This window comes from Pseudodesulfovibrio portus (assembly GCF_026000375.1).
In the GTDB taxonomy this organism is placed as follows: domain Bacteria; phylum Desulfobacterota; class Desulfovibrionia; order Desulfovibrionales; family Desulfovibrionaceae; genus Pseudodesulfovibrio; species Pseudodesulfovibrio portus.
Genome location: NZ_AP026708.1, coordinates 3,205,801 through 3,231,710, shown reverse-complemented (window position 1 = coordinate 3,231,710; position 25,910 = coordinate 3,205,801). Strand labels below are relative to the sequence as shown.

Annotated in this window: 22 protein-coding genes and 1 tRNA gene; 10 read left to right on the top strand and 13 right to left on the bottom strand. The window is 55.4% G+C overall.

What is annotated here, in order from left to right:
- The first annotated feature begins 156 nt into the window (after window positions 1-156).
- Window positions 157-939 (top strand): VPLPA-CTERM sorting domain-containing protein, encoded by a 783-nt coding sequence (locus OO730_RS15475; RefSeq protein ID WP_264982389.1) that lies wholly within the window; start codon window positions 157-159, stop codon window positions 937-939.
- Window positions 940-1,104: 165 nt separating this feature from the next.
- On the opposite strand, the gene OO730_RS15470 is transcribed toward OO730_RS15475, so the two are convergent.
- Together OO730_RS15470 and OO730_RS15465 are read right to left on the bottom strand one after the other, a co-directional pair.
- On the bottom strand, window positions 1,105-2,502 hold the full coding sequence (locus tag OO730_RS15470; RefSeq protein WP_264982388.1) for a sigma-54-dependent transcriptional regulator: 1,398 nt from the start codon (window positions 2,500-2,502) through the stop codon (window positions 1,105-1,107).
- Window positions 2,499-4,928 (bottom strand): c-type heme family protein, encoded by a 2,430-nt coding sequence (locus OO730_RS15465; protein ID WP_264982387.1) that lies wholly within the window; start codon window positions 4,926-4,928, stop codon window positions 2,499-2,501. Before OO730_RS15465 ends, OO730_RS15470 begins: the two co-directional genes overlap by 4 nt.
- 292 nt (window positions 4,929-5,220) lie before the next feature.
- Here OO730_RS15465 and OO730_RS15460 point away from each other — a divergent pair, with 292 nt between their 5' ends.
- From OO730_RS15460 to OO730_RS15435, 6 genes are all read left to right on the top strand, one after another.
- A complete protein-coding gene (locus OO730_RS15460) occupies window positions 5,221-6,861 on the top strand; it encodes a YeiH family protein (protein WP_264982386.1) in 1,641 nt (546 codons plus the stop codon).
- A gap of 12 nt (window positions 6,862-6,873) precedes the next feature.
- The gene (locus OO730_RS15455; RefSeq protein WP_264982385.1) at window positions 6,874-7,041 is read left to right on the top strand and encodes a hypothetical protein; all 168 of its coding nucleotides are present in this window, start codon (window positions 6,874-6,876) and stop codon (window positions 7,039-7,041) included.
- A gap of 80 nt (window positions 7,042-7,121) precedes the next feature.
- A complete protein-coding gene (locus OO730_RS15450; RefSeq protein ID WP_264982384.1) occupies window positions 7,122-7,565 on the top strand; it encodes a universal stress protein in 444 nt (147 codons plus the stop codon).
- Complete coding sequence (locus tag OO730_RS15445) at window positions 7,562-8,170, top strand: hypothetical protein (RefSeq protein ID WP_264982383.1); 609 nt, start codon at window positions 7,562-7,564, stop codon at window positions 8,168-8,170. The genes OO730_RS15450 and OO730_RS15445 overlap by 4 nt, the downstream gene beginning before the upstream one ends.
- 9 nt (window positions 8,171-8,179) lie before the next feature.
- Window positions 8,180-8,488, top strand: coding sequence for a hypothetical protein (locus tag OO730_RS15440; protein WP_264982381.1), 309 nt, complete (start codon window positions 8,180-8,182; stop codon window positions 8,486-8,488).
- 224 nt (window positions 8,489-8,712) lie between these two features.
- Window positions 8,713-9,888, top strand: a complete 1,176-nt coding sequence (locus OO730_RS15435; protein WP_264982380.1) for a protein kinase domain-containing protein — start codon at window positions 8,713-8,715, stop codon at window positions 9,886-9,888.
- Between the two features lie 138 nt (window positions 9,889-10,026).
- Here the strand turns inward: OO730_RS15435 and OO730_RS15430 are convergent.
- Window positions 10,027-10,118 (bottom strand) — tRNA-Ser (locus tag OO730_RS15430).
- 184 nt (window positions 10,119-10,302) lie between these two features.
- On the opposite strand from OO730_RS15430, the gene OO730_RS15425 reads away from it, so the two are divergent.
- Window positions 10,303-10,743, top strand: coding sequence for a Fur family transcriptional regulator (locus OO730_RS15425; protein WP_264982378.1), 441 nt, complete (start codon window positions 10,303-10,305; stop codon window positions 10,741-10,743).
- A gap of 5 nt (window positions 10,744-10,748) precedes the next feature.
- Here OO730_RS15425 and OO730_RS15420 read toward each other — a convergent pair whose 3' ends face one another.
- Together OO730_RS15420 and OO730_RS15415 are read right to left on the bottom strand one after the other, a co-directional pair.
- Window positions 10,749-11,735: a hypothetical protein gene (locus OO730_RS15420; RefSeq protein ID WP_264982377.1), complete on the bottom strand. Its 987-nt coding sequence runs from the start codon at window positions 11,733-11,735 to the stop codon at window positions 10,749-10,751.
- Window positions 11,736-11,831: 96 nt separating this feature from the next.
- The gene (locus OO730_RS15415) at window positions 11,832-11,969 is read right to left on the bottom strand and encodes a hypothetical protein (RefSeq protein WP_264982376.1); all 138 of its coding nucleotides are present in this window, start codon (window positions 11,967-11,969) and stop codon (window positions 11,832-11,834) included.
- Between the two features lie 304 nt (window positions 11,970-12,273).
- Between OO730_RS15415 and OO730_RS15410 the strand changes: the two genes are divergently transcribed.
- On the top strand, window positions 12,274-13,623 hold the full coding sequence (locus OO730_RS15410) for a phosphomannomutase/phosphoglucomutase (RefSeq protein WP_264982375.1): 1,350 nt from the start codon (window positions 12,274-12,276) through the stop codon (window positions 13,621-13,623).
- A 114-nt stretch (window positions 13,624-13,737) separates the two neighbouring features.
- On the top strand, window positions 13,738-17,061 hold the full coding sequence (locus OO730_RS15405) for a cache domain-containing protein (protein ID WP_264982374.1): 3,324 nt from the start codon (window positions 13,738-13,740) through the stop codon (window positions 17,059-17,061).
- Between the two features lie 84 nt (window positions 17,062-17,145).
- Here the strand turns inward: OO730_RS15405 and OO730_RS15400 are convergent, their stop codons facing one another.
- The 8 genes from OO730_RS15400 to OO730_RS15365 form a co-directional block, all read right to left on the bottom strand.
- Window positions 17,146-17,697 (bottom strand): hypothetical protein, encoded by a 552-nt coding sequence (locus tag OO730_RS15400; RefSeq protein WP_264982372.1) that lies wholly within the window; start codon window positions 17,695-17,697, stop codon window positions 17,146-17,148.
- A gap of 536 nt (window positions 17,698-18,233) precedes the next feature.
- Window positions 18,234-19,577 carry a UDP-glucose dehydrogenase family protein gene (locus OO730_RS15395; RefSeq protein ID WP_264982371.1) on the bottom strand — a complete coding sequence of 448 codons (1,344 nt, stop codon included), beginning with the start codon at window positions 19,575-19,577 and terminating at the stop codon, window positions 18,234-18,236.
- 341 nt (window positions 19,578-19,918) lie between these two features.
- Complete coding sequence (locus OO730_RS15390) at window positions 19,919-20,887, bottom strand: acyltransferase family protein (RefSeq protein WP_264982370.1); 969 nt, start codon at window positions 20,885-20,887, stop codon at window positions 19,919-19,921.
- Between the two features lie 13 nt (window positions 20,888-20,900).
- A complete protein-coding gene (locus OO730_RS15385) occupies window positions 20,901-22,025 on the bottom strand; it encodes a glycosyltransferase family 4 protein (RefSeq protein WP_264982369.1) in 1,125 nt (374 codons plus the stop codon).
- A gap of 1 nt (window position 22,026) precedes the next feature.
- Window positions 22,027-23,019: a radical SAM protein gene (locus OO730_RS15380; protein ID WP_264982368.1), complete on the bottom strand. Its 993-nt coding sequence runs from the start codon at window positions 23,017-23,019 to the stop codon at window positions 22,027-22,029.
- Window positions 22,979-24,214, bottom strand: coding sequence for an O-antigen ligase family protein (locus OO730_RS15375; protein ID WP_264982367.1), 1,236 nt, complete (start codon window positions 24,212-24,214; stop codon window positions 22,979-22,981). Before OO730_RS15375 ends, OO730_RS15380 begins: the two co-directional genes overlap by 41 nt.
- Window positions 24,204-24,662 carry a serine O-acetyltransferase gene (locus tag OO730_RS15370; RefSeq protein ID WP_264982366.1) on the bottom strand — a complete coding sequence of 153 codons (459 nt, stop codon included), beginning with the start codon at window positions 24,660-24,662 and terminating at the stop codon, window positions 24,204-24,206. Before OO730_RS15370 ends, OO730_RS15375 begins: the two co-directional genes overlap by 11 nt.
- A gap of 3 nt (window positions 24,663-24,665) precedes the next feature.
- Window positions 24,666-25,907 carry a glycosyltransferase family 4 protein gene (locus OO730_RS15365; RefSeq protein ID WP_264982365.1) on the bottom strand — a complete coding sequence of 414 codons (1,242 nt, stop codon included), beginning with the start codon at window positions 25,905-25,907 and terminating at the stop codon, window positions 24,666-24,668.
- Window positions 25,908-25,910: the final 3 nt, after the last annotated feature.

Below are 25,910 nucleotides of genomic sequence, written 5' to 3'. Positions count from 1 at the left end.
TATCGAGGGCGCAAGCTCTCGGATATCGCAGTGCACTCTGCACTTTGAATAAATTTGGCGGGAATAGGCGGGAAAAGAGCCTTTCAGGCTGTGGCAAGTGTCCATAGACTCATCCGCAGAATGAAGGCCGTTAATTCAAGTTCAGGGAAGGGACTTATGTCTAGACATCCGAAATGCATTTTGATGTTTGTAGCGGCTGTAGTCTTGGTGATCGGCCTGGCCGGCAATGCGTTTGCCGTAACCTCCTACACACCGGACTATATCGGGTATGATGACGTGTTCTGGGTCGAGGACGAGGTATACGCGGCCAACCGATCTTCATCCGCCATCCAACGAACCGACCCAAACAATGGGTACAACGTCGCGCGCTCCTTCAAGGCCGGCACCAACCAGTTGGGCGTTTCCAGCGCCGGGAGCAACGTCCTGGATGACTATACCTCCTGGGCCTATGCCGGATTGTATCAGGCCTACAGAGCCACCGGGAACACCCAATCATTTCAAATCGACATCGAAGGCTCCCTGCAGATGGGGACGCCTACCGAACCGGGCGGCTTTTACAGCGTCGGCCAGGATTTGGTCTATTCCCTCTATGCCTACGACGGCACGCAGTGGAACTTTGTCGAGAACAACACCATAAATGAACTGACGACACAGTTGACATCTGCCGGGAGCATGGCCGTCGACAATTCGTACACGCTGAATCTCAATTTGGCTGCCGGAACGGATTTTGTCCTCGGTCTCAAGTTGGGGACCGGCTACGGCAGCATCCTGTGGGGCGGGAGCGAGGTCGACTCCTTCTCCAATGATTTCTTTAACACCATGAGCCTCACGGAAGTCACGGGAGCGCAACACCTCAACGCCGCCCCCGTCCCCGGCGCCATCTGGCTCCTCGCCTCCGGCCTGATCGGCCTCGCCGGCCTGCGCAACAAAAGACGCTGACCACAACGAGAACCACACGAAAAAAGGCCTGTCTCGGTTGAGGCAGGCCTTTACTCATCCCCGGCGGGGAGGGAGGGATTCATTCCATCCGGTTGCACCATATCACCTCAAAATCACAACACTCTGGAATCATTTATGAACGAACTGTATCGGCCATTCACATGGCTACTTGAAGTGACCGGCATCGATCTCCAGCCGTTTGAGTATCTTTTGCAGGGCGACACGGGACAAGCCGCTCTCTCTGGCAGCCTGTGAGACATTGCCGCGGGTGTTCGCCAACAACTCCTCGACATAGGCGCGGGTGAAGTCGTCTATGATCTTTTCCTTGGCGTCCTTGAAGAGCATCACCTCCGGTTCATCTTTGTCGCCCGGCGCACCGTTCAGCTTCTCCACCAATTTGATGTGGCCCAACTCGAGGGATTCTCCGGCAGAGAACACGGCCAGCCTTCGAATGAAATTCTGCAACTCGCGGACATTGCCCGGCCAGCTTTTTGTGGAGAGATAGGCCACTCCGTCGGGATTGAAGAATTTGGGACACACCTTCATCTCCTCGCACGCCTTTTCAAGGAAATAGTGGGCAAGCACGGGGATATCCTCACTCCGCTCCCGCAGGGCCGGAACGTTCAGCGTCAGGACATTGAGGCGGTAGTAAAGATCCTCGCGAAACGTGTTGTCCTTGATCTTCTCTTCCAGGGGCTGATTGGTGGAGGCGATGATGCGCACATCGACCGGAAAGGTTTTGCTCGACCCCACGGGACGGACCTCCCCCTCCTGCAGCACGCGCAGCAGTTTGGTCTGGATGGCGGGCGACACGTCGCCGATCTCGTCCAGCATGAGCGTGCCCCCGTTGGCGGAGACGAATATGCCCTTGCGGTCGCGGTCGGCACCCGTGAACGCACCCTTGACGTGGCCGAACAACTCGCTCTCAAGCAACTGGTCCGGGATGGCCGGGCAGTTGACCATGAGCATGGGGCCCTTGCGCCTGCCGCTGAGCCGGTGGATGGTGCGGGCCACCAGTTCCTTGCCGGTGCCCGATTCGCCCCGCACGAGTACGGTGTAGTCCGACTCGGACACGGCGGCCACGCTCTCCTTCAGGCGGCGGATGGCCAGGGAATCCCCGACCAGCTCGTTGGCCCCGCACTGGCGGGCAACCAGTTCCTGCAAACGGGAGTTCTCGCTCAACAGGGAACTGCGTTCCAGGCCGCGCTCCACCACCTGAAACAGGGCGTCCGGCTCCACCGGCTTGACCAGAAAGTCGTAGGCGCCGTCCTTGAGGGCGTCCACGGCCGTGGGCACGGTGCCGTAGGCCGTGAGTATGACGACGCTCAGGTCGGGCTTGGCCGCCCTGGCCTGGCGCAGCAGCTCCGCGCCGTCCATGCCGGGCATGTTCAGGTCGGTGAGCAGCAGGCCGTAGGACTCGCGCGCGAGTTCCCGGAGCGCATCGTCGCCGGAATTCACGGCCTTGATGCGCTCCTCGGGGAAACGTCGTCCCAGAAGACGGGCCAGCCCCACGGCAAAGTCCTTCTCATCGTCGACAAGCAAGATGCCTACCTGGCGGCTCATTCCTCACCTCCCCCCGATTGGGTTTCGTCCACGGGCAGCCGGATCTCGAACACAGCGCCGCCATGGTTTCCTACGCGGATCGCCCCGCCCATCTCCTGGACGAGCCCATAGACCACGGCCAGCCCCAGCCCGGTCCCCTCACCCACTTCCTTGGTGGAGAAGAAGGGATCGAACAGGGACTTGAGATGCTCTTCCGGCACGCCCGGGCCATTGTCAGCCACCCGGAGGACCACCATGCCCGCCTTGGCGTCGAGCTCGGCCCCCACCTCGATGCGGCCCGTTTCGGAAACCACGGCGTCCAGGGCGTTCTTGAGCAGGTTGGCGATGATCTGTTCCACGTACTGCTCGTTGGCCATGACGTCCGGCAACCCGTCGCCCACGGTCAGGAGCAGGGTCACGCCCTTCTTGTCGGCCTGCACGCGGAACACGGACATGGCGTCCGCCACCACGCCGCCCACGTCGAGCCGGGCCTGGACCGCCCGCTTGGGCCGGGCGAAATTAAGCAGATCCTGAAGGACGTTCTGCGCCTGGGTGGCGTGCTTGAGAATGATCTCGGCGTCGGGCCTGATCTCCTGGCCGGGGACCGAGGTCTTGAGCAGCTCGGCGTAGCATTTGATGACGCCGAGCGGGTTGTTCATCTCGTGGGCAAGACCGGCTGCGAGCTGGCCCACGGTGGCCAGTTTCTCGCTCTGCTGCATGGTTTCCAGCATATGCCGTTCCTGGGTCACGTCGCGAACGTAGACGACGCCCTGTCCTTCACCTGACTCGCCGCCCGCGATGGGGAAGATGCTGATGACGAAGTGGCGGTCGCCCACGTCCACCGTGTGGGACATGAGCATCCCCGACTTCTGGGCGGCCCGCACGGGAAATTCCTCGAACGAGCCGCCGGACTTGAAGAGCGCGGCGCACCCCTCGTCGGTCATGGACCCGTCCAGGGACTTGGCGAGACGGCGCGCGGCCTCGTTGGCGAGGACCACGTTGCCGCCCGCATCCATGAGCAGGAGCGGATCGCCGATACCCTCGACGATGCCCTGCAGCATGTCCTTCTGCCGCAGCAGATTGTTCAGGGCGGACAGGTTCTCCATGGCGATGCCGAGCTGCTGGCCAAGGGCGCGGAGAATGTCCTGATCCTTGACCTTGATGCGGGTTTCCGGCTCCCATTCGAGATACAGTATGCCCTCGGTGAACTCATCGGACGCGCCCACCGGTATGAAGGCACGGTTATCCTCGTAGAACGACCGGGAATCCACCAGGATCTCCTTCCAGTTCTCCGGCAACTCGGGGCGCGGCAGCCCCTCGGGGTAAGTGTAATAACCGCGCGAGGCGAACATGCAGATGAATCCGGCGGACCGGGCGTTGAAGCGCTTCACCAGCAGCGGCAGGGAGTATTTCCACATTTCGCGCCGGTTGTGGCTGCGGTTCAGGCCGTCCAACAGTTGAACGAACAGGGACACGTCCGAACGGCGCTCGTCGGCTTCCTGCTGCAACTCGCTGGTCCGGACCACGACCATCTCCTCCAGATTCTCGGAGTGCTGCCGGAGCTGCGAGTGAACGGAATGAAGATGGTCGCCAAGCTCCTCCAGCCCCTGCACGACTTCTTCGATCTCGTCTTCCTGGTTCAGCTTCTCCAAAACCCGCAATTCCGGCTCTTCGTCGAACAGGTTGCGGAACTTCGCGGTCAGCCGCCGCAGGTTGGTCATGATCAGCCGGTTGAAAAAGGCCTGTACCAGAGCGAAGAAGATGAGCATCCCGGCGCCGTACAGAGCGGCGTAACCCATCGTCGCCTCGCGGATGCGGGCCACGGCCTGCTCCACCGGGATACCGACGACAACCAGACCGTCCAGGGCGTCGCGCTCATGGCCGAATCCGTGGTCCACGCCGTACCGCTCGATGAGCACCGGCGGGGAATCGACCGGATCGCCGTGACAGGTAAGGCAGGACTGTTTGAAGATGACCGGGCGCGCCTTGACGAAATAATCCGATCCCTTCACCTGCCGGTATCCCTCCCAGTACATCATGCCGGGATTGGCCCTGAACAGGGCGAGCAGATCCTTTTCCTCGGGATTGATCTCGTAGAGCGGGTTGCGGGCGTTCTCGGCCACGCGGCGATAGTGGTATTCCGACTGAGGCAAATCCAGCCGGTCCATAATGGCGCGGGACATATATGATGAAGACATGGCCTCGATGATGAATTCGTCATCCGGCAGGGAAGCAAACATCTTCGGGCGCAGGACCTCGCGCACATAGCTCTGCACGCTCGACACCTGGGCGAACATGAGGTCCGCCTTTTCGCGCACCTGGGTGTCCAACAGGGACGAGAGATGGAAATAGAGGCTGGAGGCGAAGAAGACGCCCAACAGCAAAACGATGGTGCCAAGGCCCACAAGGAACTTGGCCTGGAGTTTTTTCGGTCCGAGATTCGCCATGTATCGCTCCGGGGACAGGGTCCCCTTTTAAGTCTTTCAGTGCCGCCCCGAGCTGCGGAAAGAAGGCCGACACTACCTCATTTTTGCCTTCGCGTACAACCCGTCCCCACTTGGAGGCCAAGGTGCAAACCCAAGGTTAGCAACTGCAAACTCAAGTTTGCAACACCTAAAGAGCGCTTTGCTGTTTAATACAATAAATACAGACTGTTGCCATAATCAACCCATTTGGCACGAGCCTTGCCTTAGCAGAAACACCTGTTCACTTAAATTAACCCACAAGGAGAGGTTAGGTATGGCAAATGTTTCCGTCGGTCGCCCCGACAATACACCCACCTGGATCATCAGTGGCATACTGCTGATCTTGGGTGCCCTCGTAGCATCGGGAGTGCTCACCGGTCTGTTGACCACATTCAAGGTTCACAAAGCCATCGAGCTCATGGAAACCATGTGCTTCGTCGGCGGCGGTCTCGGCGTTGTCACCGCACTGATTCGCCAGTCCCGAATGAACAAGCCCATGGGCAAACTGGACGTCTTCGTCCTTGAAACCATTCCGGGCATCCTGTTCATTCTGGCCCTGGCCATGGGCATCCGCTGGTTTGCGGAGCCGATGGTCAAGATCGCGAGCGACTCCCTGGCACCCGTTCTCGGTTTCGCAATCTACAAGGTTCTTAATCTTAACTACGTCGTCCTCGGCATCATCGTCGGCATCATCATCACCAACAGCTGGGGCATCCCCAAATTCGCCGCTTCCGGCGTCAAGACCGCCCGCTTCGTCCTCAAGATGGGCGTCATCCTGCTCGGTGCCCGGTACTCCTTCGCCGAACTGGCAAAGCTGGGCATGGTCTCCGTCTGGATGATCGGTTTCTTCGTCCTGGGTACCGTTTTCTTCGTCCTGTTCCTGGGCAAGATCTTCAAGCAGCCCAAGACCATGACCGGCGTCCTGTCCGCAGGCATGGGCGTGTGCGGCGTGTCCGCAACCGTCGCATGCGCCCCGGTCGTCAAGGCCAAGTGCTCCGAGATGGCCTACACCATCGGCACCATCCTGGGCTTCGGTATTCTCTGCATGTTCGCCTTCCCGACCATCGGCAAGCTTGCGGGCATGAACGCCACCCAATTCGGCGCATGGGCCGGCACCGGCATCCTGAACTCCGCTCAGGTCGCTGCCGCCTGCCTTGCCTTCAACGCCGTGGACATCAAGACCCTGAAGGTCGGCGAGATCTTCAACATCACCCGTGTCCTGTTCCTGCCCATCATCGTCCTGGTGCTCGCCACCTGGTTCGGCAAGGCATCCGGTCAGAAGCTGTCCTTCAAGGAAGTTGTCATCGACAAGTTCCCCATCTTCATCCTGGGCTTCCTGCTGCTCTTCTTCATGTCCTCCATGGGCGTTTTCTCCCCTCCGGGCCACTACAAGGGTAAGTACCTCGATTTCAGCTACAACCAGCGCACCGAGGTCACCCCTGAGGAACTGACCATCCTGCAACAGGCTCAAACCGCAGGAATTCCCGGCCTCAACGCCGATGAACAGGCTGCCTTCGACAACCTCGTCAAGCAGCATCAGATCGCCGGCAACTTTGAAGACCGCGAGAACAAGTCCGCATTCGATGCAACCGCGCGTCAGCGCATGTCCGGCCTGGAATCCATGCTCGCCCGCGCCAAGGGCGGAGAGCTGTCCATTTCCAAGGACGTGACGTCCGCCATCAAGCACGCGGTCAAGCAGGTGCACAAGAAGTCCAAGACCGTCGTCACCCTGACCGACTGCATGATCTGGTTCTTCGCATACGGCCTCATCGGTCTCGGAATGCAGATCACCCGCAAGTCCCTCGCCCAGGCCGGCGGCTGGCCTCTCGTCATGGGCGGCATCTCCGGTGTGGCCAAGGCCACCCTGTCCTTCATCGTCGTCATGTACTTCGTCAAAGACGTCGTCCTTCACTAAAGGAGAAAGAAAATGGCACAGCCTGATGTCAATTGCGAAATAGATAAGTCCGATCAGGAACAGAACGAGGAACGCGCACTGTCCGTCTTCGCATCCGAAAAGAACGAAGACCTCACCGCTCTGGGTCTGGTCCTCGTGGTAACCTTCCTGGTCCTGCTGTTCACCAAGTGGATTGCGTAACCACATAAACTCCTCTCGCCGCAACCGGAGGAGGCACCGTGCCTCCTCCGGTTGCGGCACCCATTAAAAAGAATTTCGTCATGAAGCATATCCTTCTCGCCACACACGGCACCCCCGGAGCCCGCAAGGCTGAGCGACTCGCCCGGCAATGGGCCGACGCCTACGGCGCAAAAGTCACCGTCCTGTCCATCATCAACGAGGCCTGGGGCGACATGACCTGCGACGACTGGCTCAACACGTCCACCACGCGCAACAACTTCGGCTCTTACGTAGCCGGAGAGATCGCCAAGGAGATCGATGCCGTGTGGAACCGCGTCCGGACCGATTTCGAAGGCGTCGACATCGACTTCCTCAGCAAGGGCGGCAAGCTCGAAGAGGTGCTTGCCGAAGCGGCGGAAAAGACCGGTGCCGACGTGGCGATCATGGGCACCTGGCAGAAAGTCCAGGCTCCCGGCTTCAAGGACCGTTTCGAAAACAAGCGTCTGCACCCGCAGATGCCATGCCCTCTGGTGGTGGCGCCATGACCAATGCAACTGAGACCATAGACCGTAGAGACCTCGCCCATGTGGAGGCGGAAGAACTTCCCCGCGCAAACGTTTGGATGGAGACCAACCTGGCCTGGAATCCCGATTTCTGGGATTCCCTCCGCAACATGACCCTGATGCGCCTCAACCCGCACTGGCACATGGACAAATTTTCTGACGGGACCTACCCCGTGGAAGATGTGCTTGTGGAGAGCGAATTCAACGTCGCGCCCAGGCTTTCACGCGATGGCGGCACCTTCACGGCCGCGTTCCCGGAGATCGGCCTGACCCTGTCGGCACGCTCCTGCGACAAGGGGACGAACACGGCAGTGTCTTTTGCCATCACCCCGGCCAGGGGCGCGTCCTTCACTGTCGAAGACGCCCAACGCACCATGCAGTATTGGCTACCGAGCCTGCGCGAGTACTATCGCCTCTATGAGTCCGACTCGCTCAAGCACAGGACCTGGCGTTTCTTCATGAACAAGATCCTGCTGACCATGAACCCGACCCAACGCCGGATCTGCGGCTTCATGTTCAAGCTCACCGTGCTGGAATGCCTGCTCATCCTCATCCTGGGTGTGGGCTGGTTCTACTACGGCGCATAAGGGGGCACCATGGACATCAAATTGCTCAAGAACATGTTCCGCCACTTCTTCGTGGGGCTGGGAGCCATCACCTATCTTACGCTGGGCTTCACCCTGCTCTACCAGTACATCGGCGTGGTCAACGAATGGCCCGGCGTCTTCCTGACCGTGATGCACGAGACCTCCGGCGATTGGTGGCTGAACATCGACTGGTCCTCCCCGGTCCTGCTGGGAACGTTCATGTGCACCACCTTGGCAGCCCTGATCTACGCCGGATTGAAGCGCAACGATTTCGGTGAATACCGTGAACCCGACGTCCAGAGCCAATCCGGATTCTAAAATCCTCCCGGGGTCGGACTGCCCCCCGGCCCCGGGAGGCATTTCCCATCATCCGCCCCAAGATTCGGTCTCGGGGACATCGCCTCCCGTCCCATGAGGTTGGCACTCCGGACAATATGAGTTACCGTTTTCATGGTTCCCCTATTACCCCGGAGTCGCCGCTTCCCCTCTTTATCCCCACCACCCATGCTCCGGACCGATGTGAGTTAACCATGTGGAGCGCCTTGGAAAATATCGCGCTGAGAGAGAGCCTGCCCAACCCGATCGTCGCCGGGGAATCGATTCATGGCGTCCTCATTACCGGCCAGATCAAACGGGGCCGCTACAATCTTCACCACCTCGGTCGGCGGCGCTCGAGACATTATCTTCTCAAACAATTCTACAGTCTGAACACCGACGCATTCCTGCGCTGGCAGAATGAAGCGCGATTTATCGCCATTCCTCCTCCGGACGGCTTCATATGGCCTGTTGAAGAATGGCGGGGCGGAGTCATATCCCCATTCCCTGACGGCACCTCCCTTCACGAGTGGCTGGAAAAACCGCAGCCACTGAATGACCGCATCGGCATGGCCGCGATTCTGGCCCGGCGCATTTCGCAACTGCACATATCCGGCATCCGGCATCGCAACCTTTCGCCGACCGCTGTCTGGTTGGACGGCGAGACTCTCACCCTCACGGATTTCGGCTCGGCGCATTGCGACTGGTGGGACGACTTCTGGAAGGATTCCGCCTATACCGCCACTTCACCGGAATACTGTTCGCCGGAGTCACTGCAAGACTCGAAATGCGGGCAGGCGCATGACATCTATGCCTTAGGATTGCTGCTGCATCTGCTCCTGACCGGAAGAAGCGCCTTCGGGACCTTGAAACGTTTCCTGCGACCAACCTTCCCGGGCTCGGTTCTCCCCGACACGCTGCCGAGAACCGAAGACACTCCAGCCTCCATACGAAAACTCTGCACGGCATGCCTTGCCCCCGATCCCGTTGACCGGCCCACCGCCGTCGAAGCCGAGTCCGAATTGGAGCCATTCGCCGCCAAAGGATATCCCCCCAGGGAAAACATCATCCCCCCGCCTGCGGCAACAGACCGGGCAGACAATTTGAAAACCATGGTTTTCGTCAAGGATGACGCCAGGGCAATCCCTCTGTTCGAAGAAGTCCTGTCCATCGCCCAAAAATGCCCTGCCATATTCCTGTTCGTAGGATTGATCCCGAACAATCTGCCGAGCGGACACCTGGAACGCTTCAAGGGCAACATCTTCAGAAGACTGGGGCAGGGCTTCATGCAATGCCGGACATCAGGCCTGACTTGGAGTTTGAGACTTCTCGAAAACATTGATCACGACAAAGCCCAGGATGCCTTTATCCGCCTTTACCAGCCTGATGAGGTTCTCCAATAGACGTCTCGCGCAGTCCCACGAAATTGGCACGAACTATTCGCATAGCGGCATACACCCCACACAATTTCCGACTGTATTCTGGGAATAAAAAACAGCCACCCCATGCGTTCATACGCTTGAAATGACTGTATTTTTTTCTGGCGGAGAGGGAGGGATTCGAACCCCCGGACGGCTTGCACCGCCTCTGGTTTTCAAGACCAGCGCATTAAACCGGACTCTGCCACCTCTCCGTGGGGAATTCCGCATTGTTCATGGTGAAATGCGGGAAAATGGTTGTAGAAACCCGGCACCGGATTGTCAAGGTGCAAAGGGCTGTCCAGAAATTGCTCCCAGTGTTTGACACCTTTTCCTGCTTACCGTATGAGATGAGAATAGGTATCAACGAAATCCAAAAGCAAAACGACGGGATACACCATGAAAACCCCGCAAGACGCCTTTTCAGACTATCTGACCGACCAGAATCTCAAGATGACTCCTCAGCGACGGCTCATCCTGGAAACCATGCTCAAGCAGGGGGACCATGTGTCATCCGAGGAACTCTACGCGCGCGTCAAGAAGAAAGACCCGTCCATCGGCCAGGCCACCGTGTACAGGACCCTCAAGCTGCTCAGCGACTCCGGCCTGGTCGAACCCCTGGATTTCGCCGATGGCGTCACCAGATATGAGCCGAGCTACGGCAAGGAACATCACGACCACCTCATCTGCGAACGGTGCGGAAAAAACATCGAGATCATGGACGAGACCATCGAACGCAGGCAGGAAGCCATCGCCCGGGAGCACGGTTTCACCCTGTGCAGCCACAAGATGTACCTGTACGGCGTCTGCCCCGACTGCCGGAAAAAGGGCGAAGCCTAGACTCCCTATTCCTGCAACTGGGCAAGGAATTTGGCCAGCGGCTTGATTTCGCCTTTTACCGTATGCCAGGTATAACGGTTCCCCACCTTTTCCCCTTCCGACGTGAACTGAATTCCCAGGCCCAGGGCGCCGCCCGCGCCTGAGAACCGGCTTCGTATGGTCCCCAACGCCGTGAAGTAGGTGAATTTCTTCGTGTTCGGATTCCAGATGGAAACACGCAGGACCAGCTGGTTGCCCTTCTGCATGGGCGGCAGCCCGCCCTTGGGATGGAGCACGAACATGCGCAGGCCGCCTGCGGAGATGTTGTCCACCACCAGCCGGGTGTCACGTCCATATAGTGCGGGGTTGTTCACGGTCTGCATGTCCGGCCGCGTCATCCAGAAGGAATTGACCTTGCGGCCGCTCCACACCTTGACCCTGACCGCCCCTTCTCCGGCCACCCTGCGGCGGGCGTGACGACGGCGGATAATGAACTGGTAGCGGATCGGCGTAAGCAGGGTCAATTCCTTGAGCACCACCCCGCGCCGGTCCATGTGGCTGATGTAGGAGATGAAGGAATTGATCCGCCTGCCGGAATAGGAAAAGGGCTTGGCGAAACAGATCACGCGGGAATTCTTGAGTTTCATGGTTGCGGAAGTGACGTTGACCAGCTGCATGTTCATCCGCCCGCGCACCACGCTTCTCACCCGGGCGTCGCAGATCTTCATGCCCACCCCTTCGGGCGTGTACAGACAGACGTCCAGCAGGACTCCCTTGGAGACCAGATAGTTCTCGATGATCCGATGGCTGCGGCTGGAAACGAGATTGGTCACGAGATGGCCGACGCCAAACGCCAGCATGTGCCTGTATTTCCACAGGACCATGACCGCGACCACGGGAACGGCAACCAGAACCACCTGGGAAAGATACCCCAGAATGTCCATATTCCCGCCGCCCCCAAAGGTGCGCTGCACCTGGCGCAGGTAATCCGATTGGACAGAAAATTCGATCATGGTTTCCACGCTCGCGTTCAGCAATTTGACGCCTCAGCTACCTCAGCCTAACCGTCTGCAAATTCAATACCTCTTCACGTTCACACACAATCGGACTTACCTGTTGAGCACCCCGCGCAGACTATCGGGGGAACCGCCCACGGTCACGTTGACGGGTTCGCCCTGCTTGAGCAAGGCCCGCATGGAGTCCCGCCACAACCGACAAGGTCCGCATTTGTCAAAGGTTCTCAGCATGATCTCAAGATAAACACCCCATCTCACATACAGCAACGAATCATGCCGTGCAAGCAGCCCGGCGCCTCCTGACATCAAGTCTCAACCGAAACCGCCACCGGGCATTACGACCAAAAAACGTGCTCCCTCTCGAATACAACAAACTTGACGAGACAACACATCCACGAGCTGCCATAACAATTCCGAAAAACGACTTCCCACCGAAGAACGAACATTCCTTTCTCGGAAGTTTTTCAGTATGACTCTACAGAGCGGTGATTGACAGGGGTGATTATCGGCATACTCAACTTAGGGAGACAAGAGGATGAAATCGATCTCACGGGAGATTTTCAGAACGTATGATATCCGGGGCATCGTGGACAAGGATTTCGACGAAGAATGGGTCGAGAGACTCGGCAAGGCGTGCGGGGCCTATTTCCTGAATGCAGGCTCGAAAACCGCCGTTGTCGGCCATGACTGCCGCCAGACGTCGCCCGCCTATTCCAAGGCGTTGGCCGCCGGCCTGAACAGCGTCGGCGTGGATGTCATCGCCATCGGCCAGGTTTCCTCCCCGGCTTTCTATTATGCGGTCACCACCCTGAAGCAGACCGCGGGCGTCATGATCACTGCCAGCCACAACCCTGCGGAATACAACGGCTTCAAGGTCTGGTCCGGCAAGTCCACCATCCACTCCGACGAAATCCAGGACGTGTACGCCATCATGGAAAAAGGCGACTTCCCCGAAGGGACCGGCACAGTCACGAATAAGGACGTCATCCCCGCCTACATCAAGGAACTCTCTGCGGACGTGACCCTGGCCAAGCCCGTCAAGGTGGTTGTGGACGGCGGCAACGGCACGGGCGGCACCCTGACCGCCGATGCGCTGGAAGCGGCAGGGGCGGAAGTCATCCGCCTGTTCTGCGAGCCGGACGGCACCTTCCCCAATCACCACCCGGACCCCGTGATCGAAAAGAACATGACCCAGCTCCGCGACAAGGTGCTCGCTGAAAAGGCGGACCTCGGCATCGGCCTGGACGGCGACGGCGACCGCATCGGCGTGATCACGGAAAAAGGCGGCCTCATGTTCGGCGACCAGTTGGTGGCCATCTACGCCCGGGACATCCTCAAGGCCTTTCCCGGCGCGTCGATCATCGGCGAGGTCAAGTGCTCGCACCTCATGTACGACGACATCCGCAAACACGGCGGGGACGCGGTCATGTGGAAAACCGGCCACTCGCTGATCAAGGCCCGCATGCGCGAGATAGACGCCAAGTTCGCGGGCGAGATGTCCGGCCACATGTTCTTTGCCGACCGCTACTACGGCTTTGACGATGCCACTTACGCCGCCCTGCGCATCGTGGAAATCGTAAGCAAATCCGATAAGCCCATGAGCGCACTGCTCAACTGGCCCAAGACCTACTCCACCCCGGAAATCCGTGTGGACTGCCCGGAATCTCGCAAGACCGAGGTGGTGGGCAAAGCCGTCGAATACTTCAGCTCCAAATTCGAAGCCATCGACATCGACGGCGTGCGCGCAGTCTTCCCTGACGGCTGGGGGTTGTGCCGAGCCTCCAATACCCAGCCCGTTCTGGTTCTCCGCTTCGAGGCCGAAACCCCGGAAAGGCTGGAAGAAATCAAGACCATGTTCGAGGACAAGCTCAAGGAATGGATTTAACAAAAGATACAGTCAAATAGGCATTGAATGAGAGGACGTCCGTCACAGGGCGTCCTCTCATGTTTTCTGAACGGGACTATGCCCACAAAGATTCTAACCATCTAGGAAAGGTCCTTGATTTATGCCATAGGGACAACCATGACGCCGAGCTTCATCAAAATCCTTCTTCGCAACAATCTTGTCGTTGCGGCAATACTCTTCATTCTGCTGGGCACCCTTTTTGCCGGCCTCACCTACCAGGACCATCTGGCCAACGTCGAATTGTTCGAGAAACGCCATATTGCGGACCACCGCAACGCGCTGACCGAAAAGGTCACATGGTGCGCCCAATTCGTGGAGACTGAACGGGTCCAAGGAAAGAAACGGCTCGAGACACAACTCCGGAACATGGTCGGAGAAGCGGCGAAGATCATCACTTCGATCACCAGGTCCGGCATTCCGCGCTCGTCCCGGGAATTCACCCTGGAAATCGCACGGGAAGCCCTGCGTCCCATCCGCTTTCTCAATGGGCGGGGATACTTCTTCATGCTGGACCTCACCGGGGAAAACATCCTGTCTGCCGTGCACCCGGAAATGGAAGGGAAAAACATGCTCGAGGCCGCCGACTCCCGCGGCGGCTTCGTGGTCCGTGACATTCTTCGAATCGCCACCGAAAACGGCGAGGGGTTTTACGAATATCAATGGACCAAGCCCGGGGTTTCCGGCAATAACCACCGCAAACTATCATACGTGAAATACATACCCGAACTGGATGTGGTCGTCGGCACCGGGGATTACCTCGAAGACTACGAGTTGGATCTTCAGCAGCATATACTGACGGCGCTGGAGAATGTCGGCAGCGATGCCGATCAGTACCTGTTTGCGGGCACGTTCGACGGCGTTTCCCTCCTTGGGCCCGCCACGGGCAGAAACATGCTCCATGTCAGGGACGTCGACGGCGTCGAAGTGGTCAAAGAACTCATCCATGCCGCACGGGACGGCGGCGCATTCGTCGCCTACACTCTCCCCGCAGAAAACGGCGGGCACAGTCCACACAGGGAGCTCGGCTACGCCATCGCCCTGCATGACTGGGGCTGGTACATCGGCGCGGGCACGAGCCTCGAACACCTCGACAGGGAACTGCTTCTGGCAAAGGCACACCTGGAGCAGCGTTTCCTGAAATACACCGCCACAGCGCTGCTCATAGTCCTCATCATCACAGCCTGCACCTACTCCATCACGCGCAGGGTCGTCATCAAGGTCAAGGACAACATCGACGGCCTGAGCGATTCATTCGAAAAAGCCACACGCATCGGAGCGACTCTCTCATCCACCGATGCCACCTATGGGGAATTCCAGAGGGTCAAGGATTCCGCAAACAGGATGATCCTGTTCCAGCAAAAGGCCCGGCACCTGGAAAAGGTTCTTCTGGAAATCAATCAGCACTCCCAGACCTCCAACACGCTGGCCGAACTGCTCGCCTCCATCCACAAGATCATGTTGAGAGAGCTCGGAGCCGACAATTTCTTCGTCGCCCTGGTCGATGAAGAGGAGGACACCCTCGTCTACCAATATTGCGAAGACTCCACCATGTCCGTCTGCCCGACGATCGAGAACATCAACGATCCTCGACAAAAAAGGTTGAGCCTGTACCCCCTCAGGCAAGACAGACAGGTCTTGCTCTCCAAGGCGGAAATCCAACGCCTGCTTGAGAACGGGACCGTGGTCATGCACGGGGTCATTCCGGAGACCTGGCTCGGGGTGCCGCTCCGGGTCAGGGGGGAAATCAAGGGCGTCATGGTCATTCAGGACTATGACAAACCCAACTCATACAGCCGGATGGACCAGCAGCTTATCGCGGCCTGCTCGGATCAGATCGCGCTGGGAATAGAGCGGAAACGGGCCGAGGAAGCACTGGCCCAGTCCAAGAACGATTTCGAGAGCATCTTCAACAACTCCCAGGTTGGCATCATGCTGCTGCGCGGGGGACGCCAGCTCTACAGGGGCAATCAGCGGCTGGCCGACATTCTCGGATACGAATCGCCGGACGACATGAAAAGCATTTCCATGCGCGACCTGCACCTGAGCGATTCCCGGTTCCTCGAATTCGGCGAAAAATACTACTACAAGCTCACTCGGGAAGACCAAATCCAGGTGGAATACCAACTCGCCCGAAAGGACGGGACCCCGGTCTGGTGTTCACTTGGCGGCAAGGCGCTCAATCCGGCGAACCTGGACGAAGGCGTGGTCTGGGTCATTGACGACATCGGCCCGAGAAAGGCCATGGAAGAGGAATTGAAAAACGTCGCCGAAGCGGCAAACGCCGCCAACCGGGCCAAATCCGAGTTTCTCGCCAACATGAGCCACGAAATCCGGACGCCCATGAACGGCGTGCTCGGCATGCTGCAACTCATGCAGACCACCGAATTGAACCAGGAACAGAAAGAATACACGGACGCGGCCATCCGGTCCTCCAAGCGGCTGACCCAGCTCCTCACCGACATCCTCGACCTGTCACGGGTGGAAGCCGGAAAATTGAGCATCGCCGCAGAACCGTTCAACCTGCCGGAAACCCTCAGGCAATCCATCGAACTCTTCACCCCCACCGCCCGGCAGGCGGGCCTCGACCTGAAACTGGAACCGGACCCGGAATTGCCGGAGTTCGTCACGGGCGACCCATACAGACTGCAGCAGATCCTGGCCAACCTCATCGGCAATGCGCTGAAATTCACCCGGGAGGGCTCCGTCACGGTCGAAGCCGTCCCGTCTCCCAAGGGGGCCATCAATCGGACCACGGTCCTGTTCTCCATAGCGGACACGGGCATCGGCATCGCCCAAGACCAGATCGAGGCGCTCTTCTCGCCTTTCATGCAACTGGACGACGGAATCGGTCGGAACTTCCAGGGAGCGGGCCTCGGGCTTTCCATCTGCAAACGGCTCATCGACCTCATGGGCGGCCACATCGATATCCAAAGCGAACCCGGCAAGGGAACCACCGTCTTCTTCAGCATCGGCTTCAAGCCTGCGGAAACGCCCCCCTCCGAGCAGACCGCCGACACCGAACCACACGACGCTGTCCCCGCCCTCAAGGTCCTGCTCGCCGAGGACGACCGCGTCAGCGCCATCTCCGCACAGCGCCTCATGGAAAAGCTGGGCTGCACAGTGGTCGCGGTCCCGGACGGCATCCAGGCGCTCGACACTCTCAAACAGCAGAAGTTCGATGCCGTGTTAATGGATGTCCAGATGCCCGGAATGGACGGCACCGAGGCAACGCGGGCGATCCGCTCCGGCGAAGCCGGACCGGATAACCGGGACATTCCCATCGTGGCCCTCACCGCCTACGCCATGGCCGGGGACAAAGCGCAATTCATTGAGGCAGGCATGACCGACTACCTGGCCAAGCCTCTGGATATCGGCGAACTTGAAGCAATGCTCAAAAAGATATCCCGGACAACGTAGCGCATCAGGCTGCACTCTCGTTCAACAAAAAAGGCGCGCCCCGAAAGGGACGCGCCTTGTGGGAGAGACCGTTGTCTCGAATTGTTAGAGGAACTTTCTCCGCAGGCCGACCAGGCCGACCAGGCCGGAACCGAGAAGCCAGATGGCGCCGGGGATGGGGGTGGGGGAGAAGGTCAGGTTGTCCATCGTCACCACACTGTACATGGGGCTCAGGTTGAAAGTCAGCTTTGTTACGCCTTCGAAATCCGCCACGGTCAGGAAGCCGGGAAGCGAAGCCACCAGATTGGTCATGAGGCCATCGACCATACTCGTGGCGGTATAGGACGCGCCCGCGTCATTGGAGAGGGTCGTATTCCACATGGACAGATAGAATTGGGTGACGTCCACCGCACTGGAAAAAATGATTGAAGCGCTGGCCGGTGCCTGGTAGCCGACGGTCAACAGCAGCTTGTTCGGATCGTTGCCGTTGTCCCGAGCGATGATCCAGTTCTCAAAGGTCACGTCACCGATGGTGAACGTGGTGCTGTTGATCCAGGTGGGCGTCTCCTGAAAGGTGATGGTCGTGGTAGCGGCGCTGGCCACTCCGGCGGAAAGAACAAGGACGAAAACAGCCAGGGTTGCGAAAAGTTTCTTCATGGTCATCTCCCTTGAAATTGCGAATTTAACCAGTTTATGCAAAACGCATTCCATTCGACAAATAAAAGCTAATTCCAACAATAAAACAACAACTTACATTCACATGACGTAACGTCGTACAACTCCGGTATCGATTTTTCCGATTTTACCGGACTCCTGCATCCGGCCACAGAGGACAATGAACTCGGCAGCCCACCCCTTGACCCTTGAGGATTCCAAAGCGGCCATGTCGTGTTCGACCAAATGGCGGCCAGAAGCGAAGCCGAGCCTGCGAATAAAGAAATGGACTTACGATTTGTACCGTAAGCAAATGATTTTGACAAAAAATGATAGATTTGAACTCTCGAACGAGCTTAACACCCGTTACACGCTTAGCAGGCGTACAGGGGATTCCAAGCGAATCAAAAAGATCAATAATTACAAACCATTGTTGAGTCTAGTCGGATTTATTGGAAGGCTAATTTAACCTTTGTTCCCCCTAAAAGGGGGCACAAAGGGGGGCACAAAATTCTAACACCCTACTCTAGAGATACTCTCTATTGCGGTTGAACATCCTGCCGACCAATACTAAAATAAGCGAACCCGGCCTGTCCCATACGCTCTGGCTGGTACAGGTTGCGCCCGTCAAAAATCAACGGCGCGTTGAGAGCACTCTTGATGGCCTCAAAATCAGGATTGCGGAACTGATTCCAATCCGTAACCACAGCCAAAGCATCAGCCCCTTCCAGCACGCTATTCTGGTCGTCCATGATTTCCAGCCCCTCAATATGGCCGACCTCATCACGCGCACGATCATTAGCGACCGGGTCAAAGGCTCGCACCGACATTCCTTGTGCGGTGAGATCTTTGATAATCTCGATGGCTGACGCCTCGCGAATATCATCGGTATTGGCCTTGAATGCGATACCCCATAAGGCCAAGGTCTTGCCCTTCACACCGCCTTGCGGTTCATAGTACTCCAAAATCTTGTTGGCCAGGATATGCTTCTGAGCATTGTTGACCTCGTCCACGGACTTGATGAGCTTGGCTTCATAGCCATTCTCTGCCGCCGTACCGATGAGTGCCTTCACGTCCTTAGGAAAGCAGGACCCGCCGTAACCTACGCCTGGATAGATGAAACTATAGCCGATACGGCTATCCGAACCGATCCCTGCACGCACCTCAGTGACGTTGGCCCCAACCCGTTCACAAATACTAGCGACCTCGTTGATGAAAGATATCTTCGTCGCCAACATGCAGTTGGCAGCATACTTGGTCATCTCGGCAGAACGCACGCCCATGACGATAAGCTTCTCACGACTGCGGGCAAAAGGCGCATACAGTGTACCGATAACCTTGGCGGAATTGTTGTCTTCAGTACCCACGATTACACGATCGGGCTTCATAAAGTCATTAACCGCGTCGCCTTCTTTCAGGAACTCCGGGTTTGAAACGACATCAAATGGAATATCCTCACCACGCTTGGCAAGCTCCTCGGAAATAATACCGCGCACGCGATCAGCAGTTCCCACCGGCACTGTCGATTTATCGACCACGATTTTTGAAGCGGTCATCTTCTGGCCGACTTCACGGGCCACTGCATCCACGTACCGCAAGTCACAAGAGCCGTTCGCACCACAAGGCGTTCCTACGGTGATGAACACCACTTCACAAGCATCCAACCCTTCGCCGAGATCGGTAGTGAAGTGAAGACGGCTCTGCTGGGTATTGCGCTTGACCAAGTCTTCCAGGCTAGGCTCAAAAATATGCACTTTTCCCGACTTGAGCGTCTCCACAACCTTTGGGTTGACGTCCACGCAATAAATCGTGTTGCCCATTTCTGCGAAACAGGCAGCGGAAACCAAGCCGACATAACCGGTGCCAACGATGCATACGTTCATGGTACCACCTCCATATTAACATTCAGTGTGATGCAGAGTCAGATACCCCCGGCAAAGCCGGGGGCTTGAATTCGTGAGCCGCTCGAAGCGGCTTTAAGAACCGCCTAAAGGCGGAAAGACTTGTTCTCACCTCTGCGCCTGTACAATTGCCGCACCGACCATTTCGGCATGCGAAAACCAAGGGAATACAGCATCGATACAGGCGCTTATTGAGGGGCTTACGCCAAGAAAGACTCCCGCATAATTCGAACTCTTATGGTCCCCCGGCAGAGCCGGGGGATTTCTCATTGGATTAACAACTCTCACCCAACTCAAAAGGGAGATGATAGTCTTAGTTATGCTCATCCAAAGATAAACCGCGCAGAAGGTACGATTCGCACGGCCACATTACGCACAATTATAGGCAAGACGACGCCAACGACGGCGAGAATGGTGAAATACATGAAAAACCACCCACCATGCCATGGAACAAGCTGAAAAAGAAAACCCTTTGCAAGCCCGATCGATATAGTATTCATCAAATAAATGGGGAAGGAATACATACCAATATATTCCACGTACGACCGCAGGGGAAAATGAAGTCGGCCTACAAGAAGGCATGGAAACAGGGCTAGGGCAGAAACGAAGAATGAACGCTCCATATCTCCGAAATACACCGCGACAGCAAACAGCAAGTATACGTAGATCTTGCCTCGATCCAATATATTAATAAACGTATTGATCTCTTTTGCTACTATCCAGCCGAAGACAAAAAAGAAGAAGAACCTGAAATAGTAATCAAGAGCGAAAATTTTCAAATTAAAATCAAAGAGCTGAAAGACGACACCAACAAACAGAATCAGATATCGACTCAAGCCGAACTTTACGGCAAGTGGTGTCGACAAATAATACAAAAATAATACATAGATAAACCACAAGTAGTCTGAATAGGAACCAATCGGATACAGCAATACACCCACAAGTTCCAGCCCCCCCGATGGAACGTTATCAACATGTATGTAGTGTGACGCAACCACTTTTCCCAAGAAAATTAAACAAAGGAAAAAGAAATATGGTGGCAGCAGCCTGATGCACTTTTTTTTGTAAAAAGTGGCTATCGAATTAGAGGAAAAATCGTCGCCCAACGAATAATGGAAAGTGATTCCACACAGAAACATAAAGACTGACATGTGGAACATGTATATGTGATTCTTGAGGATGGTATACCATTCATGCCCGGAAGGGGGATGGCCGGAAACGATATGACCTATCACGACCAAAATTATCGCCACCCCTTTGGCAGCATCTACCTCTGATATCCTCCCACTCATTGACATCAACTCTTCATAATTTAAACAGGTTAGTTCGGCACACTTCGCCATATACATCAAGAGTCTTCGAGGCGATATCATCCCAACTGTACTCTGACAGAACGAAATCACGACCGAATTTTCCTGTATCAGCAAGATTCCCGGCGTGGATCAATGAATTCAATTTATCAGACAGATCAGCGACATCCCCCTGTCGAAAAACATAGCCAATCCGCCCTTCCTGGCCGGAGTAAACCTCCAGGCACTCCGGAATGTCGCTCGACAACGTCGGGCAGCCATAGCTCATGGCTTCAAGCATGGCGATAGGCATGCCTTCCAAATCTGAAGGGATGCAGAAAAACTTGGCGTTAGAAAAGGCTTCGTCTTTATCCATATCGAAAAGCGGGCCGGTAAAAACGATCCTTTCGTCATCTCCGGCAAGTTTTTTAAGCGTACCAAGATACCCCCCGCTCAAACTGTCTTCACCAACAATAGCAAGTTTCAGGTCGGTATCAAGGTTTCGGAACGCCTCGACGAGATAATGAATGCCCTTTTCCGGGACCAAGCGTCCCAGTGACAAAACAAAACGGCCGGGCTCCAACCCGAATCTCGTCAACCGTTCCAGCGGTCTTGATGTCGGCCGATCAATACCGTTAGGTATATATACAACCTGCTTCCCGTATCTCGAAGCGTAGTGCTCTCTCAACACTTTCGACACTACAATGGTTTTCGACGGACAATTGGCCGAAGTCCATGCACCTGCCTTGAGCACCAGGCTCGCTATGCCGCCCCATTTGGCTCTGAGGTGGTCAAGGCCATGCACGGTCACGACCGTGGCCACGCCTGTCAGCCGAGGCATCCACGACAGCAAAGAAGGACCGGTCGCATGAATATGGACGACGTCGTACCCCAAAAGCACCGATGGCATTGTGGCGGCAGTATGGGTTATCGCCTCCAGGTGTTTGCTATAAACAGCCGGACGATTCTTCAAGTGGATACCGGCGAAGTCACTGCCAAGGTCATTGTACTTTGACCGGCAAAAGACAGTAACGTCATGCCCGTGCGCGACCATCCGGGTGGATAACTCCTGCACATGGCGCTCGATTCCGCCTGAGCACTCCCCTCCGATGCTGCGAAGACCAAGGACTGCTATACGCATACTAGTCGAAGCACCAGTCAATTTCTTTCCCCAGAAGGGTTTTGATCTTGTTTTTCACCACCCACTTGGCAGGGGTTGCAAGATCTTTTTTCATTGCAGGAGCCGCACTCCCCACCATCCAGCATTGCTTGTCACATTTGCCGACCTTGCTCCTGACCGCTTGCGCCTCAGGACTGTTCCAAATTTCATCGAAACTCTTTTCCCTGATGTTCCCCATGCTTTCTTCCATCCCGTTGCAAGGTCGAATCTCGCCAAATGGATCCATGAAGAACAAATCAGAGCCGACCTCACAGGGAAGAAGGCGGGCATTGCCACGGACGTAGTTTGCCAACCCATAGTTAAAATAAGCCCTGAACCAATTCTTCGGGCGGTTGGTCTTCAGCAGCCGCTTGGCGACGGTCTTGAACTGGTCTGATATCATTTCAATATCTTCAAATGAATTATCGAACTTATGGAAGTAATAGGTGTTGTGCATCGCCGCAGTCGCGAACTCCATCCCCATGGCTTCAGCGAGCTCATAGAGCTCAACCATATCTTTCGCATTCCTGTCGGAAACAGTGGTCCCGAAGCCGATGTCTGCAAGCCCCATCTGTCTCAGCCCCAACAATGAACGGAGTCCATGGTCGAATCCATCCTTGAGTCCCCGGAGATCGTCATTCACGGCGGGCAGGCCTTCAATACTGATACGAACGCCCATTCTGGGGAAAAACCGCTCGGCGGCAGCGAGTATTTTATCTGTGTAGTATCCGTTAGTACTTACAACCAAACGATCCGTCTTTGTGAGAACGACTTCGATTATATCCTCAATGTCAGACCGCAAAAACGGTTCGCCGCCTGTAACATTAGCAAACCTGAAACCTCCAGGCAGCTTCTCGAGATCGGCAGGAGACACCTCTTCACTGTTCTTGGTTGGGAATTGCCACGTATTACACATGTGGCACTTGGCATTACATTTATATGTTACCGCCAACAATGCTTCGGGTGGCATTTGCATCTGAAACTCCTTTTTCCGCCTGATTCAATACTGAAGTCTTATACAGAATTCCCATAATAAAGTAGGACACACCCATCGTGGAGATATTCCCAACGTGATTGGTGGATACCATTACAACACAATGGAAAATAAAGACAATGTAAAAAGTTAGAAGGAATTTATCCGTTGATAATCTTCGCATATCACGAACAAATGCTCCACAGACCCGGAAGACATACATCAAGTAAAAAAACAGCCCGACAAAGCCTGTTTCAACCAGAATTCGGATATAGTCGTTGTGCGGAGGCAAATTACCCCATTTCGTCTTGGTCCTTACCAGCTCAGTCGAGCTTCCCAGACCAAACCCTAAAAGGGGACTCTTATCAAGAACAATATTCATGAGTTCTTTGGTCACTGAAACCCTGAAATCCACACTGTTGACCTGCCCTGGACGTTTGTCGATGATATCGGTCATTCCTTCAACAATAACTGACCCCAAAGCAAGGCCGACAAGGACAACCATCAATACGGCATACTTTCTCAGTGCCTTGCTGAAAGACGCCCAAACCAGAATTGCAAATCCGAGGGCGAACAAGACAGAACGCGAATAGGTCAAGACAATCGCCCCACCCACCGACACCATGTACACGAAAAAGAAAAACACTCGATGCTTGTTGAGTATCAAGAGGGCGATAACAATGAACAAAACGGCCAGGAAAAAGGCATACTGATTCGGATGGAAGAAGGTCGACAGCATCCTGAAGTAGCTTTGTCCCCAATAATTGGAAAACAAATTGGCTGAGCCGGAAAAGTACTGGTAATATCCGTACGCAACTATGGGAAGGGAAAACGCAGCGAACAGCTTTAGGACCTTAAAAGCATGATCGTAGGATCGAACTATGTTGTACCCCACAACGTACAATAACAACGTTGTTGCAACCTTAAGAAAAGTCAACAAGAACAACTGTAAATCCGTTGCGTTGTAAATGGACAAGGTGGAACTGAATAAAAACAGAAAGTAAAGGCCGATGGGGAACACGAAGAGCTTTCCACCGGGCTTGATCAGTTGATAACAACTGAATAGAAAAACGAACGAGCTGAAAAAGAACGACAAATAGCGGGAAACACCCCAGCCATAAAGGGAGTATATGGGTCCTTCAAGTGCGAGGCGGAAAAACAGCACTAAAAGAAATAAATATATTTCTTTATTGTTCATTCTCATATTGCTTCTTGATCTTGACACGGACTGCAGGAACACCCGCTACGACCTCACCCTTGATGGTGTCGGACATAACCACTGCGTTGGCGGCAACGGTTGTCCCTTCACGCAATATCAGGGGAGGTTTCCTGCAAAGGATTTTCGCCCCTGCCCCGATATTCACATTGTCCTCTACTATTATTCTTACTGGTAGCCCATCAGGCCCGTCATGCCCTCCACCGAGGACAACATGATTATAAATATTGCAGTTCTGACCGATGCTTGATCCCGGATGAAAGATCACTCCCAAGCCATGATGCCACAACCGGGTATTGCTGCCTATCGCAACTTGAGGAGGTAAAACGCACCCAAAGATCAAAAAAATGAACCCTTTGATCAATTGGGGGATCAATGGGACTTTGTACGTATACAGTCGATGTTGTACTTTATGCAGGAATAACAGCACCGATCATCTCACACTGTTGAATATGTCCATGACGTGGCTTATATGCGATTCACTCGAATGAAGTTCGTGTACTCTTTTCGAGGCATTTATCCCCATCGTCCTCACAGCATCAGCATTGTCGCTTGCCCAAGACATCTTTTCAGCCAAATCGGCGACATCATCAGGATTGTAAAAAAGGCCTGTCACGCCCTCCTCAACCAAATCAGTAAAACAACCATGCCTCGGCACAACGACCATTTTCGACCGCAATGCAGCCTCAAGCAACACATTTGGCTGGTTGTCATACCACACTGACGGTATCACCACGAACGAAGCTTTTGCATACAGCTCATTCAATTCTTCACCTGAAGCAAAATCCTTGAATGTCGCAATTGATCCATAGTCACGCTTCAAATCGATTTCATAGTCCGTTTTTCCCGTATACCCGACAAGACACAGGGGAAGCGTACCACTTTCGCAGCCAGCATATGCTTCAAGCAGCTGATGCACACCCTTCTCCTGCACAAATCTGCCGACAAAAAGAATGCGGTCCGGCGAATCTGAGTTGGCAGGCTCGTCTGCCAAGCTTTCGATCATTGTCGGCACATGATGACATTTTTCGGCAGGGAAACCGCATTCGATATATTTCTCCATGGTGAACAAAGACGGAAAAACGAAAGCGGATATCCGGCGCCGATGCCGAAGTAGCAGGTTGAAGTAATACGCAAAGACTTTTACCGAGCTTGCCGCCAGGGACCCTTTGACACACCTGTTCGCGATGCATCTATGGTAACCACGCTCTATACATTCTTCGCAGATTTTTCCATCTGCATACAGATGGGCCTGCGGACATATCGAACCGAAATCCGAGATTCTCACCACGCAGGGGACATCATTATTAATGAAGGAATCAATAACCGCTGGCGATATTTTGTTTAGATAATGAAGCACATACGCGACGTCAGGCTTTTGTTCTTCAACAAAATGTCGTGTTTTTTTGTACACTTCATACGAATAGAAATGCCTTGTGATCGACTTGACTAGCGTCGCGATGGATTTGTCATCGGGATTAAAGTAGGCATCGCCGCTCTTGGAAACGGATGAGAAAAAATAATCCTCGTATTCACACTTCTCATTCTCGGGGCTGTGTACCGAAATCGGCATCACGGAATTACCGCGCTCTTCAGCCAGAGCCTTGAATTTGAACAGGTACTTCTCCGGACCGCCACTTATGAAGTAGCGGTGGTTGCACAATGCGATTTTCATCGT

What these genes read in the sequence shown, in the direction of transcription:
- OO730_RS15475 (WP_264982389.1), top strand. Translation starts at nt 157, where the DNA reads ATGTCTAGACATCCGAAATGCATTTTGATGTTTGTAGCGGCTGTAGTC.
- OO730_RS15470 (WP_264982388.1), bottom strand. Translation starts at nt 2,502, where the DNA reads ATGAGCCGCCAGGTAGGCATCTTGCTTGTCGACGATGAGAAGGACTTT.
- OO730_RS15465 (WP_264982387.1), bottom strand. Translation starts at nt 4,928, where the DNA reads ATGGCGAATCTCGGACCGAAAAAACTCCAGGCCAAGTTCCTTGTGGGC.
- OO730_RS15460 (WP_264982386.1), top strand. Translation starts at nt 5,221, where the DNA reads ATGGCAAATGTTTCCGTCGGTCGCCCCGACAATACACCCACCTGGATC.
- OO730_RS15455 (WP_264982385.1), top strand. Translation starts at nt 6,874, where the DNA reads ATGGCACAGCCTGATGTCAATTGCGAAATAGATAAGTCCGATCAGGAA.
- OO730_RS15450 (WP_264982384.1), top strand. Translation starts at nt 7,122, where the DNA reads ATGAAGCATATCCTTCTCGCCACACACGGCACCCCCGGAGCCCGCAAG.
- OO730_RS15445 (WP_264982383.1), top strand. Translation starts at nt 7,562, where the DNA reads ATGACCAATGCAACTGAGACCATAGACCGTAGAGACCTCGCCCATGTG.
- OO730_RS15440 (WP_264982381.1), top strand. Translation starts at nt 8,180, where the DNA reads ATGGACATCAAATTGCTCAAGAACATGTTCCGCCACTTCTTCGTGGGG.
- OO730_RS15425 (WP_264982378.1), top strand. Translation starts at nt 10,303, where the DNA reads ATGAAAACCCCGCAAGACGCCTTTTCAGACTATCTGACCGACCAGAAT.
- OO730_RS15420 (WP_264982377.1), bottom strand. Translation starts at nt 11,735, where the DNA reads ATGATCGAATTTTCTGTCCAATCGGATTACCTGCGCCAGGTGCAGCGC.
- OO730_RS15415 (WP_264982376.1), bottom strand. Translation starts at nt 11,969, where the DNA reads ATGCTGAGAACCTTTGACAAATGCGGACCTTGTCGGTTGTGGCGGGAC.
- OO730_RS15410 (WP_264982375.1), top strand. Translation starts at nt 12,274, where the DNA reads ATGAAATCGATCTCACGGGAGATTTTCAGAACGTATGATATCCGGGGC.
- OO730_RS15400 (WP_264982372.1), bottom strand. Translation starts at nt 17,697, where the DNA reads ATGAAGAAACTTTTCGCAACCCTGGCTGTTTTCGTCCTTGTTCTTTCC.
- OO730_RS15395 (WP_264982371.1), bottom strand. Translation starts at nt 19,577, where the DNA reads ATGAACGTATGCATCGTTGGCACCGGTTATGTCGGCTTGGTTTCCGCT.
- OO730_RS15390 (WP_264982370.1), bottom strand. Translation starts at nt 20,887, where the DNA reads ATGAGTGGGAGGATATCAGAGGTAGATGCTGCCAAAGGGGTGGCGATA.
- OO730_RS15385 (WP_264982369.1), bottom strand. Translation starts at nt 22,025, where the DNA reads ATGCGTATAGCAGTCCTTGGTCTTCGCAGCATCGGAGGGGAGTGCTCA.
- OO730_RS15380 (WP_264982368.1), bottom strand. Translation starts at nt 23,019, where the DNA reads ATGCAAATGCCACCCGAAGCATTGTTGGCGGTAACATATAAATGTAAT.
- OO730_RS15375 (WP_264982367.1), bottom strand. Translation starts at nt 24,214, where the DNA reads ATGAACAATAAAGAAATATATTTATTTCTTTTAGTGCTGTTTTTCCGC.
- OO730_RS15365 (WP_264982365.1), bottom strand. Translation starts at nt 25,907, where the DNA reads ATGAAAATCGCATTGTGCAACCACCGCTACTTCATAAGTGGCGGTCCG.